General features: G+C 62.9%; 16 protein-coding genes. 12 read left to right on the top strand and 4 right to left on the bottom strand.

Features of this window, described 5'->3' with window-relative positions; translation table 11 throughout:
- The first annotated feature begins 48 nt into the window (after positions 1 to 48).
- Both V6767_RS08090 and V6767_RS08085 read left to right on the top strand, forming a co-directional pair.
- Entirely contained in the window at positions 49 to 2085 is a 2037-nt protein-coding gene (locus V6767_RS08090; protein ID WP_448472998.1) for a hydantoinase/oxoprolinase family protein, read from the top strand.
- A gap of 3 nt (positions 2086 to 2088) precedes the next feature.
- The gene (locus V6767_RS08085; RefSeq protein WP_448472997.1) at positions 2089 to 3756 is read left to right on the top strand and encodes a hydantoinase B/oxoprolinase family protein; all 1668 of its coding nucleotides are present in this window, start codon (positions 2089 to 2091) and stop codon (positions 3754 to 3756) included.
- An 82-nt stretch (positions 3757 to 3838) separates the two neighbouring features.
- Here V6767_RS08085 and V6767_RS08080 read toward each other — a convergent pair whose 3' ends face one another.
- Genes V6767_RS08080 through V6767_RS08070 form a run of 3 tightly spaced genes read right to left on the bottom strand, consistent with a single transcriptional unit; the run spans position 3839 to position 6622 of the window.
- Positions 3839 to 4837 carry a LacI family DNA-binding transcriptional regulator gene (locus tag V6767_RS08080; RefSeq protein ID WP_448472996.1) on the bottom strand — a complete coding sequence of 333 codons (999 nt, stop codon included), beginning with the start codon at positions 4835 to 4837 and terminating at the stop codon, positions 3839 to 3841.
- A gap of 42 nt (positions 4838 to 4879) precedes the next feature.
- Entirely contained in the window at positions 4880 to 5869 is a 990-nt protein-coding gene (locus tag V6767_RS08075; protein ID WP_448472995.1) for an ABC transporter permease, read from the bottom strand.
- 12 nt (positions 5870 to 5881) lie between these two features.
- Entirely contained in the window at positions 5882 to 6622 is a 741-nt protein-coding gene (locus V6767_RS08070) for an ATP-binding cassette domain-containing protein (protein WP_448472994.1), read from the bottom strand.
- Positions 6623 to 6775: 153 nt separating this feature from the next.
- Here V6767_RS08070 and V6767_RS08065 point away from each other — a divergent pair, with 153 nt between their 5' ends.
- The 5 genes from V6767_RS08065 (at position 6776) to V6767_RS08045 (ending at position 12502) form a co-directional block, all read left to right on the top strand.
- Entirely contained in the window at positions 6776 to 7756 is a 981-nt protein-coding gene (locus V6767_RS08065; RefSeq protein WP_448472993.1) for an NAD-dependent epimerase/dehydratase family protein, read from the top strand.
- A 44-nt stretch (positions 7757 to 7800) separates the two neighbouring features.
- Positions 7801 to 8793, top strand: coding sequence for a sugar-binding protein (locus V6767_RS08060; protein ID WP_448472992.1), 993 nt, complete (start codon positions 7801 to 7803; stop codon positions 8791 to 8793).
- Positions 8794 to 8941: 148 nt separating this feature from the next.
- Entirely contained in the window at positions 8942 to 9889 is a 948-nt protein-coding gene (locus V6767_RS08055) for a sugar-binding protein (protein WP_448472991.1), read from the top strand.
- A 96-nt stretch (positions 9890 to 9985) separates the two neighbouring features.
- The gene (locus V6767_RS08050) at positions 9986 to 11488 is read left to right on the top strand and encodes a sugar ABC transporter ATP-binding protein (RefSeq protein ID WP_448472990.1); all 1503 of its coding nucleotides are present in this window, start codon (positions 9986 to 9988) and stop codon (positions 11486 to 11488) included.
- 12 nt (positions 11489 to 11500) lie between these two features.
- On the top strand, positions 11501 to 12502 hold the full coding sequence (locus V6767_RS08045; RefSeq protein ID WP_448472989.1) for an ABC transporter permease: 1002 nt from the start codon (positions 11501 to 11503) through the stop codon (positions 12500 to 12502).
- 28 nt (positions 12503 to 12530) lie between these two features.
- Here V6767_RS08045 and V6767_RS08040 read toward each other — a convergent pair whose 3' ends face one another.
- Positions 12531 to 13436, bottom strand: coding sequence for a LysR substrate-binding domain-containing protein (locus tag V6767_RS08040; RefSeq protein WP_448472988.1), 906 nt, complete (start codon positions 13434 to 13436; stop codon positions 12531 to 12533).
- Positions 13437 to 13584: 148 nt separating this feature from the next.
- On the opposite strand from V6767_RS08040, the gene V6767_RS08035 reads away from it, so the two are divergent.
- The 5 genes from V6767_RS08035 to V6767_RS08015 all read left to right on the top strand — a co-directional run bounded on the left by V6767_RS08035 (position 13585) and on the right by V6767_RS08015 (position 18290).
- Entirely contained in the window at positions 13585 to 14769 is a 1185-nt protein-coding gene (locus V6767_RS08035) for a muconate/chloromuconate family cycloisomerase (RefSeq protein ID WP_448473134.1), read from the top strand.
- Positions 14770 to 14771: 2 nt separating this feature from the next.
- Positions 14772 to 15062 (top strand): muconolactone Delta-isomerase, encoded by a 291-nt coding sequence (gene catC / locus V6767_RS08030; protein ID WP_448472987.1) that lies wholly within the window; start codon positions 14772 to 14774, stop codon positions 15060 to 15062.
- A 53-nt stretch (positions 15063 to 15115) separates the two neighbouring features.
- Positions 15116 to 16054: a catechol 1,2-dioxygenase gene (gene catA, locus V6767_RS08025; protein ID WP_448472986.1), complete on the top strand. Its 939-nt coding sequence runs from the start codon at positions 15116 to 15118 to the stop codon at positions 16052 to 16054.
- Positions 16055 to 16209: 155 nt separating this feature from the next.
- On the top strand, positions 16210 to 16989 hold the full coding sequence (pcaD, locus tag V6767_RS08020) for a 3-oxoadipate enol-lactonase (RefSeq protein WP_448472985.1): 780 nt from the start codon (positions 16210 to 16212) through the stop codon (positions 16987 to 16989).
- 344 nt (positions 16990 to 17333) lie between these two features.
- On the top strand, positions 17334 to 18290 hold the full coding sequence (locus tag V6767_RS08015; protein ID WP_448472984.1) for a sugar-binding transcriptional regulator: 957 nt from the start codon (positions 17334 to 17336) through the stop codon (positions 18288 to 18290).
- Positions 18291 to 18400 lie beyond the last annotated feature (110 nt).

Raw genomic sequence — 18400 nt, 5'->3', positions numbered from 1 at the left:
CAATGTATTGAAAAACGTATCGCCCTTGAGGCGCACAGGACGGATACTATGGTGAAAATGGCAATCGAGGTCGGTGGCACCTTCACGGATCTCATCTGGATCGAAGACGGCGTGGTGCACAGCCATAAGGTTCCTTCCACGCCGCACGATGCATCGATTGGCGTTCTGGATGGCCTCAACTCCGCGCTCGAGGGCGACCTGTCGGGGCTGGAGCAGTTGTTTCACGGATCAACCGTGGCGACAAACGCCGTCATCGAGCGGAAGGGATGCCGGACCGCATTGCTGACCACGTCCGGCTTCAAGGACCTGCTGCGTCTGCAGAGACAGTTGCGGCCCAACGTCTACGCTATTGCCTGCCGCAAGCCCGAGCCCCTCGTTCCGCTCAATCTGACCATCGAGGCTGAGGAGCGCGTCGACGCGGACGGCCAGGTTGTCACGCCGCTTGATGAAGACGCGCTTGTCGCTACGGTTGAGGGCCTGCTTGAAACGGAAAAGCCTGAAGCGCTCGCCGTCTGCCTGATGCATGCCTATCGCAATCCCGAGAACGAGCAGCGTATCCGTGAAATCATCGGCAGGCTGAAGCCGGATCTGCCTGTTGTCCTGTCCTCGGACGTGCTGCCGACGTTCCGCGAATATGAACGGGCCTCGACGACGGCCATGGCCGCCTATCTCGTCCCGCTGGTCGGTCGCTATCTCGAAAGGCTCGAGCAGCATCTTCATGCCGGATCGCCCGGAAGCAATCTGTTTGTCATGCAGTCCTCCGGCGGCGTCCTCCCAAGCACCGGCTCGCATGCGCGCGGCGTGGAAATGCTCAATTCCGGCCCGGCGGCCGGCGTCATCGGCGCGGTCAGCATGGCCGGCGCGATCGGCGACAAGGATGTCATCACGCTCGATGTCGGCGGGACCAGCGCCGACATCTGCCTGATCGCAGGCGGCGCGCCCGGCATCACTTCCGAAACGGAAGTGGATGGCCTGCCCGTCGGCCTTCCCAGCATCGATATCGCCAATATCGGGGCTGGCGGCGGCAGTCTTGGCCATATCGATGCCGGCGGCATGCTGCAGGTCGGCCCGCGTTCGGCGGGCGCTCGCCCTGGCCCGGCGTGCTATGGTCATGGCGGCGAGGTGCCGGCGTTGACCGACGCCCTGGTGGAACTGGGCTGGATCCGTCCGGAACGGTTTCTCGGCGGGCGCATGCCGCTCTATCCGGAGCGCGCCACGGCGGCATTGCAGACGCTTGCGGTGGGCGAGGGCGAGACGGCCGCTTCGATGGCGCAGGCGATGGTCGATATTGGCGTCGCCCATGTCAGCCAGGGCATCCGGCTCGTCTCGGTGCAGCGCGGTCATGATCCGAAAGGCTATGCGATCTACGCCTATGGCGGCATGGGGCCGATGATCGGTGCGCTTGCCGCCACCGAACTCAAGGTGAACCGCGTTGTGGTGCCGCCCTATCCCGGCCTGTTCTCCGCGCTCGGCCTTCTGGTTGCCGACCTCAAGCGCATTTATCGCGAAACCAATCTGATTAGGGTGACTGACGATGTCGCCGGCGATGTGCGCGCCACGTTCGAACGCATCCGGAAGCAGGCGGAGGAGGAATTTGCAGCCTTCGGCTGCAAGCCCGAGGAGATTGCCTTCGAATACGAGCTGGAAATGCGCTTCGTCGGCCAGGGTTATGAATTGCTCTCGGATGTCGATCTCGACCGGGTCGAGCGCGAGGGCAAGGCCTATATTCTCGAGCTCTTCAAATCCACGCATGAAAAGCGCTATGGCGCTGTGGCATCCATGGGGGACGTGGAAATCGTGACCTTCAGGCTGACGGCGGCGGTTGCCGCGGCCACCGAAGTCATGTCGTCGCTCACCCGACCGGTCGTCTCGACCGAGGCGCCTCAGCCGACCACCACCGGCGAAATCACATTCGGCGGTTCGCCGGTTGGCTGCCAGTATTTCTGGCGCGGCGATCTTCTTCCCGGAACGGTGATCAAAGGCGCGGCGGTGATTGAGGAGCCGACCGCCACAACGCTGGTTCCACCGGACTGGACCGCGACGGTCGATCCTACCGGCGCCCTTATCCTGACAAGCGAGGCCTAAACAATGTCCGACAAACTCACGCCAGCGACATTCAACATCATCAGCAACGGGCTTCACGGCATCGCGCAGGAAATGGGCGAAAAGCTCGTTCGCTCCGCCTATTCCACGATCATCCGCGAGGCGCGGGACTGCTCGACGTCATTTCTCGACCGGAATGGCAGGATCATCGCCCAGGCGCAGTTCTGCCCGATCCACATGAATTCCTTCGGCAAGGTCTTCGAGGCCTTTGCAAACAAGTTCGATCTGTCGACCATCCAGCCGGACGAGGGACTGATCACCAATGACCCTTATAGCGGCGCACAGCATCTCAACGACATCATCCTGTTCACGCCGGTATTCTATCGCGAAAAGCTGGTAGCGTTCAGCGCCTCGCTCGGCCACCATATCGATACCGGAGGCGGCGCGGCCGGCCCGAATGCAGGCGCGAACGACGTCTATTCCGAAGGGCTTCGGATTCCGCTCTCCCGCTTCAACGTCCACCGGGATCTCGGCGACGGCCTGCTTGAACAGTTTATCCGCATCAACGTTCGCCCGCCCAATGAGGTCATGGGCGATATCTACGCCCAGTTTGCCGCAAACCGCACCGGCGAGGCGCGTTTCATCGAAATGCTCGAGCGGTTCGGCGAAGACACGGTGCTGGCCGGCGCGGCCGAATTGCAGGATTACTCGGAACGCCTGGCCCGCGAAGCGATCCGCGCGATCCCGGACGGCGTCTACCAGGCCGAGGACTTCGTCGATGACAACGGGTTCACGTCCGACCCCCTTCGCGTGGCGGTCAAAATCACGGTGGAGGGCGATTCCCTCGAACTGGATTTCTCCGGAAGCGCTGCCCAGACCAAGGGCATCATCAACTCCCCGCTGGCCGCGACGATCTCCGCGGCCTATGGCGCCATCGGCATCCTGCTGGGCGGCGGCCGCATTCCCGTCAATGACGGCCTCTATCGCCCGATCCGCGCCGTCCATGTGCCCTATGGCAGCTTCCTCAACCCGAGCGAGCCGCGGGCCGTGCGGGCGCGCAACAATGCCTGCCATCGCGTCTACAACGTCATCATGCTGGCGATGTCCGAAGTGGTCCCGAATCAGGTGCTGGCCTCCGGTCACGATACCACCAATGCGATCGGCATGGGCCACATCGCGCCGGATCGCTATCGGGTCTACATGGAGGTCGTCGGCGGCGGATGGGGCGCTTCAGCTGGGGCGGACGGGGCCGATGTCGTCGACGGCTATGTCGGCAATTGCTCGAATGTCCCGGTGGAATCGCTGGAGACCGACTATCCGTTCATGCGGGTCGAGGAATATTCGCTGCGGCGCGGCTCTGCCGGCGCGGGCGAGCGGCGCGGCGGACTGGGCGCCCGCCGGGTCTATCGGATCCTCGCCGACGGCGTCACCTTCAATTCCTACTCCGACCGTTTCAAGGTCGCGCCCTGGGGGCTGTTCGGCGGCAGGGAGGGCCAGCACTCACGCTTCGCGGTCGAGCGCAACGGCGAACGCATCGAGCTCCCCTCCAAGGGCAACACCGAACTCCTCAAGGGCGACCGCCTGATCATCGAGACAGCCGGCGGCGGCGGCTATGGCGATCCGAAAAAGCGCGACCGCGCGGCAATAGAGCGCGAGATCGCCGAAGGTCTGCTGACAGCAAGCGAGGGCGCGGAGATTTACGGCTATTCGTGACGTGACCTGGCTCGGTCCCACAGGACACCCGGGCCAAACGCGAAGCCATATCCCTTCAGCCGGCACATGGCAGGCCGCTCGGCTAACCCGAAACCCGCTCGATCAGAGTGCACTCGACCTTGAGTTGGTCATGGGCGCTGGTCAGCCCGCCCATCATGTCCTCGAGCAATTCGACGGCCATCGCGCCCATTTCGAACATGGGGAGATGGTAGGTGGTAAGCGGGGGCATGGTGAACTGGGCGATATCGCGATTGTCGAAGCCGACGACGGCGACGTCGGCGGGGATGGATTTTCCGAGCTCCTTCAGCGCCTCAAGGCAACCGATCGCCATCAGGTCGTTGGCGCAGAAAATGCCGTCGGGCGGGTCGGGAAGCTTCATCAGTTCGTGGGTCTTTTCATAGCCGGATGACGGCTCCCAGTTGCCGTAATGCACGAGCTTCGGATCATAGGCGAGGTCGTTGCTGGCGAGCGCCTGCTTGTAGCCGCGCAGCCGGTCGCGCGGGTTGTCGAGCCCTTCCTGGCCGTTGATCAGCGCGACCCGCCTGCGCCCGCCGGCAATCAGGCGCTCGGTCGCGGCGCGTCCGCCGGCCACATCGCCGGGCACAATCGAGGGTAGGCGGCGTTGCTGGTCGTAGCAGTTGACGAGCACGGAGGGTGCATCGAGAAGCGCCTGCGGCGGATCGACCTTGCGGGTCAGGATCGTGCCGAAGATATAGCCCACCAACGTCTGGCTTTCGCAGATGGACAATACCCCATCATCCGGATCCTCGCCCTTGCGGAACACGCCAAGCGTCACGATGATCCCGTTCTCCAGCGCCTTTTCCCGCGCGCCCTCGAAGGCGAGCGCCATCCAGGGGTCGGTGGTGAGCTCATCGACGAGGAAGACGATGACCTTGGCGGCCGCGTGGCTGGCGGTCGCCGTCTTGTTGGACAGCCGATAGCCCAGCGCCTCGGCGGCATCGAACACTCTTTTGCGCGTCGCTTCGCTGAAGCGGGCGCCGGAACTGCCGTTGAGAATGAGGGAGACGGTGGCCTGGGATACGCCGGCGCGGGCGGCGACATCCATCATTGTCGGTTTCAATGCATTCTCCAAGACGATCGGCGCAGTCGCCACTGGCAGGCCTCATGATCTGAAATGCCTGATTCGGTCGAAGGCCACCGCGATAATTATGAAGGTACCTATGAACATTCCTTGCCAGAATGTCGAGATGCCGAGAAGGATCAGGGAGTTTCGAATGACCTCGATCAGAAGCGCGCCGACGACCGCGCCGATTGCCGTGCCCTCGCCGCCGGCAAGGTTGGCGCCGCCGATCACCGCGGCTGCGATTACGGTCAGCTCCAGCGCCTGGCCGAGATTGGTGGTCACGCTGCCGAGCCATCCGGCCATCAGGATTCCCGCCACGCCCGCGGTGAAGGCGGAGAACATGTAGATGCTGACCTTCAGTCGCTTGACCGGAATGCCGGTCAGCCGCACGGCGCTCTCATTGCTGCCAATGGCATAGACATGCTGGCCCCAGCGCGTCCATTTGAGCGCGAGCGACATGATGAGCGTCAGGAATGCCAGCGCGTAGAGCGGGTGCGGAATGCCGAGTGTCGAGCCGCCGCCAATCCACAGCAGGAGATCATGGTCGGGCCCGAATTCCCAGATCATCTTGTTGTCGGAAAGCACCATGGCGAGCGAGCGTGCGGCGGAAAGCGTGCCAAGCGTGATCACGAAGGGCGGCATCCCGCCATAGGCGATCAGCACGCCGTTCACCAGCCCCACCAGAAGTGCTGCGCCGATCGCCATGGGGGCGGCGAGCCAGAAAGACATGCCGCCGGCCATCAGCACACTGATCACCATCGCGCTCAAAACCACGCTTGAGCCCACCGACAGATCGATCCCGCCCGAGGCGATCACCACCGTCATGCCGATCGCGATGATGCCGACGAAGGCGAAGTTGCGGGCGACGTTGAACAGGTTTCTCTCGCTTGCGAAAGTATCGGTCATGAGGCTCAGCGCCAGGCAGGCCGCGACCGCGGCGACGAACACCCAGAAAAGCTGCTGGGTGGCGAGCTTCGATGCCCAGTTGCGGTGCTGGCTTCTTGATATAACGTTGTCCATGGTGGTCATCGGTTCGCCTTTCTATGCCGCTTCGATTGCGCCGGTGATGAGACCGGTGACTTCTTCGGGAGAGGAGCCTGCCGCAGGCTTGCTGGCGACAAGCTCGCCCCGCCGCAAGACGGCGATCCTGTCGGCGACGCCGAAGACATCGGGCATCCGGTGGCTGATCAGGATGACGCTGATGCCCTGGTCCTTGAGCCTCAGGATCAGGTCGAGCACCTCCTTGACCTGACGAACCGAGATCGCCGCCGTCGGCTCGTCCATCATCACGATCTTCGGCTTCGAGAGCAGCGTGCGCGCAATGGCGACCGCTTGGCGCTGGCCACCGGACATTTTCCTGACGAGATCACGCGGATGGGTTTCGGATTTGAGTTGGCGGAAGAGGTCTGCCGCGGTCTCGTTCATCTGGCGATAGTTCAGATATTTCACCAGCCCGACCCGGCGCATGGCCTCGCGGCCGAGAAAGACATTCGAGGCGGCCGACAGGTTGTCGCAGAGCGCCAGGTCCTGATAGACGACCTCGATGCCTTGCTCCTGCGCATCGCGCGGTCGGTGGAAGGTCACGGGCTTGCCGTCGATGCTCATTTCGCCCGCAGACGGCGGAAAATTGCCGGCGATGATCTTCACCAGCGTGCTCTTGCCCGCGCCGTTATCGCCCATCAGGCCCAGCACCTCCCCCGGCGCGATTTCCAGCGACACGGATGACAGGGCCTGAATGGCCCCGAAATTCTTCGATATTCCCGACAAAACAAGTCTCGACACAGGTCCCCTCCTTGTTGTTCAGCGCCGCTCCTGAGAGCCGAGAGCTTAATCGGCTGCCTCCTCCGGCACCATAACTAAATCGATAATAACTTGACTTAATATTATTAGTAAATAATTATCACGACCGACACAAGGAAATATCGAGGGGTGCGGATGAAGCTGCTGGTGACCGGCGCGGCCGGAAAAGTGGGACAGGCGTTCTTGCCCGCCTTTCTGGCCGAGCAGCGTTTTTCGGATTTCGAGGTGGTGGCGCTTTGCAACAATCGCCTCATCGAAACGGATGATCGCCGGGTCACCGTGATCCGCGGCTCGATGGCCGATGAACAGGTGGTCGAGCGGGCGCTCAATGGCGTCAGCCATGTCGTTCATCTGGCCGCGGTGAAGGAATCGCCCGATCTCGCCATCGATGTCGCGTTGAAGGGACTTTACCTTTTGCTCGACCGGTTCCGCCGGTCTGCTACAGGTCGCCAGTTCCTGCTGCTCAGCGGCGATTGCGTCGTCGGCCATATTTTTCAGGGCTACGCCGCGCCAATCACCGAAACGTCGCCGCGCCGCGCCTATCCGGGCGTCTATGCGCTGACCAAGGTGATGGAAGAGGTGATGCTGGAACAGTTCGGCATCCAGTATGACCTTGGCTACACGATCCTGCGCGCGCCGTGGATCATGGAAAAGGATGATTTCAGATATGCTTTTGCCCTCGACGACACCCAGTTCGGTGGCCCGCCTTGGGAAACGCTCGTCGAAGCAGATGATCTTGCGAAAATGCGCAATGGCGACGTCTTTCCCACCATGCGCGATGCCGAAGGCCGTTTTCTGAAGCGCAACTTTATTCATGTCGACGATTTGGTGAGCGCGATCCTGCTTGCGATCGACAATCCTGAGGCCCATGGCGAGCTCTTCAATATCGCCATGAACGAACCCGTCGATTACGGCGCGGTCGCGGCGATGGTGGAGACCAACGGCAGAGACCGGGCCGAGATAACGACGCCGTTTCACAGCAATTGGCTGGACAATGCCAAGGCCCGCAAGGTGCTGGGCTGGACGCCGTCTGTCGGCCTCGAGGAGCTCATTGAACGTGCATGGAACTACAGGCGCGGCGAAAACGACCCGCGCATTGTCTGGTATCCCGGCTGAGGAAGGAGCCTTTGCCGGCGATTGCGAAGAGGAGGAGAATTGCAATGAATATCAAGTATCTGGCTATAACCGCCCCGTCGGCGGCCATGCTTCTTGCCGGTCAGGCGGGAGCGCAGGACAAGAAGACGCTGGCCATCGTGGTCAAGGGACTCGATAACCCGTTCTTCGAGCAGATCAATCTCGGCTGCAAGAAGTGGCTTTCGGAAAACAAGGACAGCGAATACGAGTGCCTCTACACCGGGCCCGCCTCGTCGTCCGACGAAGCCGGCGAGGTGCAGATCGTTGATGACCTCTTGACCCGCGGCGTTGCGGCGATCGCGATTTCGCCGTCGAACGCGCCGGCCATGGCCAACCGCATTCGCGAGATCGCGCCGGACGTTCCGGTCATGACCATCGATGCCGATTTCCTTGAGCAGGATCGCGATCTGCGCAAGACCTATCTCGGCACGGACAACTATCTGATGGGCGTCAAGATGGCGGAAGAGGCGAAAAAGCTTCGCGCTGACGGCGGCACGGTCTGCCTCCAGCTCGGCAATGTCGCCGCCGACAACATCAATGCCCGCGCCCAGGGCTTCCGCGACACGATCGCGGGCGAAAAGAAAGTCGACCGGCTCACCGGCCAGAACGGTTGGACCGAGATCGAGGGTTGCCCGGTCTTCACCAACGACCAGGCCGACCTCGCCAACCAGCAGATGTCTGATGTGTTTACCGCCAATCCGGATCTCGATGCCTTTATCCTGATCGGCGGCTGGGCGCAGTTCGCCCCGCAGGCCTACACCCAGGTGACGGATCAGGTGATGGACAGGCTGAAATCCAAGGATCTGATCATCATCGCCGGCGACACGCTGCCGCCGCAGACCAAGGCCTTCCGCGAGGGGCGCAGCCATGTGCAGGTCGGCCAGCGTCCGTTCGAGATGGGCTACCGCGCGCCCGACGTCATGATCCAGCTTATCAAAGGCGAAAGCGTCGACGATCCGCTGTTCACCGGGCTCGACGTCTGCACCGCGGACGAACCTGGCTTCTGCGAGAACAACTGAGACCCCGGCGGGCGGCTTGCCCTTCAGGCGGTCGCCCGTCCGCGCCAGCGCATGCCACGGCGTCGGGCAAGGCCCGCTGCGGCGTTGCCGTGCGCCATTTTCAACCCGGTAAGAGCGATCCTGGAGGAGAGGGTCGCGGGAGGACATCATGAACAAGACATCCCTATTCCTGGCTGCAGCGGGCTTCGCTGTAACCGCAACCGCCGCAATGGCCGACGACAAGCCTCAGCTTGCCTTCGTCGTCAATGCCGCATCGGACTTCTGGAAATTGGCCGAGGCGGGTGTCACCGCAGCCCAGGCCGAGCTGCCGGGCTACGAGCTGCAGTTTCGCTATCCGGCCCAGGGCACCGCCGCTCTGCAAAACGCGCTGATGGACGATCTGGTCGCCGCCGGCACGGACGCGATCATGATTTCGTCGGCCGATCCGAAGAACTCGATCGACGCCTTCAACCGGATTGCCGCGCAGGTGCCGCTGTTCACCACCGACAGCGACGCGCCGCAATCCGACCGGATCGCCTATCTCGGCTCGTCGAACACCGCCGCTGGCGTTCAGGCTGGTGAAATCGCCGTCGGCGCGATGCCGGATGGCGGCAAGTGCATGGGCTTTGTCGGCTTTCTCGGCGCGGACAATGCCAAGGAACGCATCGCCGGCTTCCGTCAGGCGGTCGAAGGCAAGGGCATCGAACTGGTGGATGTGCGCGGCGACGACGTCGATTTCGCCCGCGCCCGCTCCAATGTCGATGACGTGCTGGCCGCAAGCCCGGATATCAACTGCATGGTGGGTTTTTATTCCTATAATCCGCCGAAGATCTACGAAGCCCTTCAGGCGGCCGGAAAGCTGGGCGACATCACCGTCATCGCCTTCGACGAGGACCCGATCACGCTCGGCGCTGTTCGCGAAGGCTCGTTCGCCGGCACCGTCGTGCAGGACCCATACCAGTGGGGCTATCAGGGCATGAAGCTGATGGCGTCCTACCTGGAAGGCGACAGGTCGGAAATTCCGGCGGACGGGCTGATCATCGTGCCCACCAAGATCATCGACAAGGACAATGTCGATGCCTTCGAGGCCGAGCTCAAGAAGCGCATCAACGGCTAGCCCGGGAAATGCGGCGTCCCTCCTGTCGCCACAGGCATTTCCCGCCCGTGCGGACATCATTGTCCGCACGGGTCAATCGGACGGTTTGAGGAAACGATGGCACCGATCGGCACACCCATTTCCCTGACGTTGAGCGGCATCACCAAGGTCTATTCCAGCGCCATTGCCCTCAACGATGTTTCGCTGGAGATCGCCGGCGGCGAGGTCGTCGGCCTGATCGGCGAGAACGGTGCCGGCAAGTCCACGCTGATGAAGGTGCTCGGCGGCGCAATCCGGCCGGACAACGGCGCAATCATCATTGACGGTCATCGCATGGAAAGCCTGACCCCCGCCCGCGCACTGTCGCATGGCATAGCCTTCGTGCACCAGGAACTGAACCCGTTCTCAAATCTCGATGTGACCGGAAACGTGATGCTGGGTCGGGAATTGCGCAAGAGCCTGTTCGGCTTCATCGACCGCGCGGCGATGGAAGATCGCGTCCGGCCCTTGCTCGCCATGCTCGGCACACGCTTCGGCCCGTCCGATCCCGTGGCCGAGCTTTCGCTTGCCGACCAGCAATTGCTGGAAATCGCCCGGGCGCTTTCGACCAATGTTCGCCTGCTGATCCTGGACGAGCCGACATCGAGCCTGACGGTTTCGGAGACGCAGCGCCTGCTGGACGTCATCCGGCTTCTGCGCGGCCAAGGCGTCGCCGTCCTGTTCATTACCCATCGTCTTGGCGAGATAGAGGCGGTCGCCGACCGGGTCGTCGGTCTGCGCGATGGCCGCAATGCCGGCGACCTCGTCGGCGTCGATATCCGCAAGGATGCCATGGTGCGCCTCATGATTGGCCGTCCGGTTTCGGAATTCTACGAAAAGCCCGCCGACAAGCGCGGAGACATCGTGCTCGAGGCGCGGGGCCTGCGCACCGCCGCCGATCCGCATGAAAGCGTCGATCTTGTGTTGCGCGGGGGCGAGATTCTCGGGCTTGCGGGGCTTGTGGGCGCGGGGCGCACAGAGCTCGCCCGCGCCATTTTCGGCATCGACCCGATCGAAGCCGGAACGGTGACCGTGGCGCAAGAGCCGGTTGCGCCCGGCTCGGTGCCGGACGCGATCAGGGCCGGGATATGTCTGGTGCCGGAGGACCGCAAGTCCGAAGGTCTGTTTCTCGACTTCGCGATTGCCGGGAATATTGCGATGCCGAGCCTTGCCGCATTGTCGCGACGCGGTTTCGTCGACCGGCGGGCCGAGCTCGCTCTGGCGGTCGCCGCGCGCGACAATCTCGCGATCAAGGCGAGCCGGCTCGACCGGCCGGTTGCGGAGCTTTCGGGCGGCAACCAGCAGAAGATCGTGCTGGCGAAGTGGCTGGCGACACGGCCGAAGGTCATCATCCTGGACGAGCCGACGCGGGGGATCGATGTCGGCGCCAAGGCGGAGGTCTATCGCCTGATGCGCGAACTCGCCGCGAACGGCACGGCGCTTCTGATGATTTCCTCCGACATGGAGGAGGTGCTCGGCGTGTCGAGCCGCGTCGCCGTGATGAGCCAAGGCCGCATCGCCGGAATTCTGGAACATGAGGAACTGTCGGAGGAGAACATCCTGCGGCTGGCCGTCGGATAGAAGGTTACGATAATGCATAGAAAAGATATCGGGCTTGCGGTTCTGGTGATCTGCGTCGGGGCGATCGTGGCGCTGGTCAATCCGCGCTTTCTGTCGCCGATCAATCTTGCGAACACGGCCAACCTGATCGGGCTTTTCGGCCTGTTTTCCATCGCCGAAGCCTTCGTCATCGTGACCGGCGGGATCGAGCTTTCGGTCGGCTCCGTCATCGCGCTTCTTGGGGTCATCTTCATCGATCTGATTGCGACCCATGGCGTGGCATGGCCGGTTGCCCTCGCGATCGTTCTTGTGCTCGCCGTTTTCATCGCCCTGCTGCACGGCCTCTTGGTGACCAGGCTGAAGCTCCAGCCCTTCGTTGTGACCCTGTGCGGGCTGCTGATCTATCGCGGCATTGCCCGTTTCTACACCCGCGACGGCACGGCCGGCTTCACCTTTGGAACAGATTTTCCGGCGCTCGAATATCTCGTCGCCGGGCGCAGCTTCGGCATCCCGCACGCGGTGATCGCCTTCGCCCTCGTCGCCGTCGTCTCCTGGTTCGTCCTGCATCGCACGGTGTTCGGGCGGCATCTGTTCGCCGTCGGCAAGAACGAGGAGGCGGCACGCTATTCCGGCATCAATACGCGAAGGGTAATCGTCTCGGCCTATGTGCTGTGCATGCTGCTGACCGGCCTTTCGGCGGTGTTCTTCGCGATGTATACCCGCTCGGTGCAGCCGGCATCGCACGGCAATTTCTACGAGTTGTACGGGATTGCCGCCGCCGTGCTTGGCGGGTTTTCGCTACGCGGCGGCGAGGGCTCGATCATCGGCGTGGTGCTTGGCGTCATCCTGCTTCAGGTGCTGCAGAACCTCGTCAACCTTCTCGGCATTCCCTCATCCCTGAACTTCGCGGTCATGGGCAGCGTCATCCTGGCCGGGGTGATCGCCGACACGCAATTTTCCGCCTATCGCGAAAGACGCCGGCATCAGGCGGCAATGTCTCTGCTCGACAGAGCAACAGGGAGCGCCGACGACTGATCCTCATGCGGCTGCCTTGTCTGCTCTCTCATTGATCCTGATAACCCGGCGCCTTGGTGGCGAGGTCCGCAGTCAGGCTGTCAATCAGCGTCAGCCAGCGCGATTTCTCGCCTTGGCGGCGGTACAGGATCACCGGCGAGGTTGCTTGGGCATCGGCGAGCGGGCGATAGTGCACATCCGAGCGCATCTGCCGGGCCGAAGCCGGGATCACGCAGACCCCGGCGCCGGCCGCGACCAGGCCGAGCGCCGTCTGCAGTTCACGCACCTCCTGGACCTCGCCGGCGCGCGCGTCGGACTGAAGCAGGAGGTTCAAGACCTGATCAGCGTAGCTCGGCCGCGGTTCCTTCGGGTAGACGATCAGCCTATGCTCGCCCAGCTCGGCGAGAGGCAAAGGCCCGTCCGACTCTGCGAGTTTGGAGCCCGGAGGGACGGCCAGAACCAGCCTCTCCTCGTAAAGCACTGTGCTGACGATGTTTGGATCGGTCTGGCGCAGCCGGCCGAAACCGAGATCGATACGCCCCTCCTTCAGCGCCGGAATCTGCTGTATGGAGAGAAGCTCGACAAGCTGGATGTCGAGCTCCGGCGCCGATTGCCGCAGCCGGCCGATGAGCGCCGGCAGGCCGGCATAGAGCATCGAGGCTACGAATCCGATGGATAGAACCTGCTTCTCCCTCAGCCCCGCCCGGCGGGTGGAGGCCACCATCTGGTCAATCCGCCCCAGAACCTGAAGCGCCTGCTCGTAGAACAGACGGCCGCCATCGGTCAGGCGGACGGGACGGCTTGACCGGTGGAACAGAGCCACCCCCAGTTCCTCCTCGAGCAACTGAATCTGCCGGCTGAGCGGCGGTTGCGTGATGTTCAGGATCTCGGCGGCGCGGGTGAAGTTGCGCTGCTGCGCCACGGCGACGAAATAGCGCAGCTGTCGGAGTTCCATGTCTTCTCTCGCAAATCAAGGTATTCGGTATTCTGAGGAACGAAAGAGGCCTGTTTCGCAGATTTTTCGCCATACTATGCCCAATAGGTATCGAAACCAACAGAAATAGTGTTGGACGCGGCGGATGAATGCGCGCCAGTATTCGAGCATGAAGAGCTATCCAGATTACAATACCGTTCCGTCCGCAGCGTCCGGCCCCGTCGTCGAACGCATTGAAACCGTGCTGGTCGATCTGCCCACGATCCGGCCGCACAGACTGTCCGTCGCGACCATGGACGGCCAGACCCTGATGCTCGTGAAGGTGCATTGCAGGGACGGCATTACCGGCATCGGTGAAGGCACGACAATCGGCGGGCTCGCCTATGGCGGCGAAAGCCCCGAAAGCATGAAGCTCGCGATCGATACCTATTTCGCGCCGCTGATGACCGGGCAGGACGCCACGCGCATTCAGGCGCTGATGGCGCGGATCGGCAAGATGGTAAAGGGGAACCGCTTCGCCAAATGCGCGGTGGAGACCGCGCTCCTGGATGCGCATGGCAAGCGCCTCGGCCTGCCCGTCAGCGAGCTTCTGGGCGGACGCCGGCGCGACCGTCTGCCGGTCGCCTGGACGCTGGCCTCTGGCGATACCGGGCGCGACATCGCCGAGGCCGAGCGGATGCTGGACCTGCGCCGCCACAATATTTTCAAGCTGAAGATCGGCGCCCGGCCGCTCGCCGAGGACATCGCGCATGTCGCCCGCATCAAGGCGGCCCTCGGCGATCGCGGCGCGGTCCGGGTCGATGTGAACATGGCCTGGGACGAGATCGAGGCTGCGCGCGGCATGGCGGCGCTCGCCGATGCAGGCTGTGAACTGGTGGAGCAGCCGGTCGCCACGGCCTCGGGGCTCGCGCGGCTGGTTCGCCGTTTCCCGATCGCGCTGATGGCGGACGAGACGCTCACCGGGCCGGAATCGGCATTTGAGCTCGCCCGTGTGCATGGCGCGGATGTCTTTGCCGTCAAGCTGGAGCAGAGCGGCGGCGCGTTCAATGCGCTCAGGGTGGCCGCCGTCGCCGATGCCGCGGGCATAGGGCTCTATGGCGGCACCATGCTGGAAGGTGCGGTCGGCACCATCATCGCGGCCCATGCCTTTGCCACATTCGCGAACCTGCAATGGGGCACCGAACTGTTCGGACCGTTGCTCCTGACCGAAGAAATCCTGGCTACGCCGCTGGAATACAGCGATTTCTCGCTGACCGTTCCGGATGGCCCCGGGCTTGGCATCACGCTTGATCATGATCGCGTGGCCTTCTTCGCCCGCGACGGGTTTCACCGCGACACAACGTTCAGGAGATAGAAATGCTGTTTCATGTGCGTATGGATGTAAACATCCCCCGCGACCTGCCGAGCGACGAGGTGGCCGATATCCTCGCGCGCGAGAAGGCCTATTCCCAGGATCTGCAGCGGCAGGGCAAATGGCGCCATATCTGGCGGATCGCCGGGCAATACTCGAACGTCAGCATTTTCGACGTGGCCGACAATGACGAGCTGCACGTTCTTATTTCGGGTTTGCCGCTGTTCCGCTTCATGCGGATCGAAGTCGCGCCGCTGCTGCGTCATCCCTCTGCCATCCGCGAGGACGACAGCTGAACTCAAGATGGGCGCACCGCCCGGAAAATCATGTAACGCAAGGAGGAGAAATCATGACCGTAAAAATCTTCGACCGTCCCGATGTGCAGGAATTCCTGAATGTCGTGAGCGGACTGGACAAGGCGGACGGCAATCCGCGGATGAAGGAAATCGTTCACCGGCTGATGTCGGACCTGTTCAAGGCGATCGATGACCTGAACATCACGCCCGACGAATACTGGACCGGCATTGCCTGGCTGAACGATCTGGGTGCCGCGGGGCAGGCTGGCCTGATTTCGCCTGGCCTCGGTCTCGACCACTTCATCGACGAGCGCCTGGATGCCATCGACGAGGCGCTGGGCATCGAAAACCCGACGCCGCGCACCATCGAGGGTCCGCTTTACGTCGCCGGCGCGCCGGAATCGACCGGCTTTGCCCGTCTCGACGATGGCACAGACACCGATGGTCAGACGCTGATCATGCATGGCGTGGTCCATGGCGCGGACAAGAAGCCGCTGCCGGGCGCAAAGGTGGAAGTCTGGCACTGTGATACGCGCGGCTTCTATTCCCACTTCGACCCGACCGGCAAGCAGGCGCCGTTCAACATGCGCCGCACCATCATCGCCGACGAGAATGGCCGCTACAAGTTCCAGAGCATCCTGCCGAGCGGCTATGGCGTGCCTCCCGGCAGCCCGACCGAGAAGCTGCTGTCCGCGCTTGGCCGCCATGGTCAGCGTCCGGCCCATATTCACTTCTTCATCAGCGCGCCGGAACACCGCAAGCTGACGACCCAGATCAATATCGAAGGCGATCCGCTGATCAACGACGATTTCGCCTATGCGACCCGCGACGGCCTCGTGCCCCGCATCGTCGAGAGAACTGACGAGGAGAGCATCCACGCCAACAACCTGAACGGACCGTTTGCCGAGATCACGTTCGACATCTACCTGACCGCTCTGGTCGACGGCGTTGACAATCAGGTCAACGAGATGCGCAAGCGCGCCGAAGGCTGATCTTGGCCTTTGCGCCGCCCGGCTTCAGGCCGGGCGGCGCGGATGAGAATCTGTTACCATGCCTTTAAAGGCACCGGCGTCAGCCTCGCCGAAGCGAAGGCGGGGTTGTGTTTCAAGCGCGGGATGCCTTGCCTGAAAACAGCTGGAGCCTGTCCATGCCGCATATCGATCTGCCCTCCCACCGTCTGCATTACCGTATCGACGGTCATGCCGGACCGTGGCTGGTGTTCTGTAACTCTCTGGGCGCGGACCTGACGATGTGGGATGCGCAGGAGGCCGATCTGAGCGACCGTTTCCGCATTCTGCGCTATGACCGGCGCGGCCATGGCGGATCGGGCGCGCCGGCCGGGCCTTACACGATAGATGATCTCGGCGGCGATGTTCTGACGCTGATGGATACGCTCGAGATCGACCGCGCGCATTTCTGCGGTCTTTCCATCGGCGGACTGACCGGGCAATGGCTGGCGCTGAACGCGCCGGAGCGTTTCGATCGCATGGTCTTGTGCGCAACAGCCGCCCGGATCGGCAGCGCGGAAAGCTGGAGAGACCGTATTGAAGCCGTCCGGTCCAGCGGCCTTGCCAGCATGACCGGGGCGACGAGGGAGCGGTGGTTTTCGCCGGAATTTGCGGCGCAGAACCCTGCCGCCGTCGATGCGATCCTCGATCGGTTTGCCGCAACAGACGCCGAAGGCTATGCCGGCTGCTGCGCCGCTCTCGCGCGCGCGGATTTCCGGGATGCGCTGGGCGATATTTCCAATCCCGTTCTCGCTGTCGCAGGCGCCGATGACGCCGTCTGTCCGCCCGCGGATCTCGCAATGATCGCCGATAGGGTGCAGGACGGAAAGCTCTGCGTACTGCCCGGCCGTCACATCGTGAACGTGGAATCGGCAACGGCGTTTAACGAGGCGCTGACCGCGTTCCTGTTGCAGGAATGAACCAGGCCGGCATCCCGGTTCGCCAGGCATGGGGCCCCGCGCCACGCGCTGCGTCAATCGAATTGTCAGAGCACCAGCGCCCGCCACAGCGCGACGAGCAGGAACGTTGCGAGCTGGATCGCGACGAAGGGGATCACAGCCAAATAGATGTCGCGAATCCGGACGTCCTTCATCGCATTTTGAGATAGAACAGGGCCATGCCGAGCGGAACGGTCCGAGTTTGGTGATTGTATGTCATACCGATATCTTCTGTTGTTCTTTAGATGTTGCCCGGCCTATATGGGCCAAGCCTCGGCTTGGTCTCGATGGCCCGATAGCCGACCAGAATGATGGGTGAAGCGAGCGTGGATGATCTGAACGAAAGCCTTCCGGAACAGCTTGAGCGCGCGCGCGTCGCCTGGTTCTACTTTGTCGGCGGGTTGACGCAGCAGGAAATCGCGGCCCGGATGAACATGACCCGGCTCAGGGTGAACAAGATCATCGGCCAGGTGCGCGAGGACGGAGCCGTCCAGATCGATGTCAAGCTGCCGCTCACCGGCTGCATTGCGCTCGCCGAAGCGGTTGCCGAGCGCTACGGCCTTGCCGAAGCCACCGTGGTGCCCGATGTGCAGGACTTCCTGGAACAGAAACGGGTGATCGGGGAGGCGGCCGGCGCGATGGCCGGCGGTCTGATCGAGCGGCGGGATCTCGGCATCGGCATCGCGACCGGCCGCACGCTGAGTTTCGCCGTGCGACGGCTGAACGCGCGACCGCATGCCAATAGCTGGGTCGTCGGTCTGACGGGAGGCGCGACGCGCTCTTCCGGCACCAACACATTCGAAGTGGCGACGAGCCTTGCCCGCAAGCTCGGCGTCGAATGCCATTATCTCACAGCGCCGCTCTATTGCGCCTCGCCCGAAAGTCGCGAGGCGCTGCTCCTGATCGACGAGTTGACGGATGTGCTGGCGCGCACCGAAATCGCCGATCTCGGCATCGCCTCCTGCGGCTGGCTTGCCGAGGACACGACGCTGACGCAGATCAGGGTGGTGAAGGACAATCTGGACGAGATCCTGAAACGCGGCGCGGTCGGCGAATTCCTGGGCTGTTTCCTGGATGCGCAGGGACAGCCGGTTGATCATTTTCTCAATGACTCGATCATGGCGCTCGCCCCTGAGAAGATGAAGCTGAAGCCGATGTCGATGCTGGTCTCCGGCGGGATCGAGAAGGTGCAGATCATCCGGGCGATCCTGCGCGGCGGCTATGTCAACCGGCTCGCCACCAACGAAGCCGTGGCCCGGGCGCTGATGGCCGGGCCACGGTAGAGCAATTCCAGGTGAAGTGGATACCGTCCGGAATCGTGTAAGAACAAAGTTCTTATCAGACTGCTGACAAAGCCCCAAGCTTTGACCATCGTGTGCCATCGACCCTTCGT

The sequence above is a fragment of the Martelella sp. FLE1502 genome (genome assembly GCF_053484255.1).
Note: the sequence above shows the minus strand (reverse complement) of the source record. Positions and strands in the feature narration are given on the sequence as shown.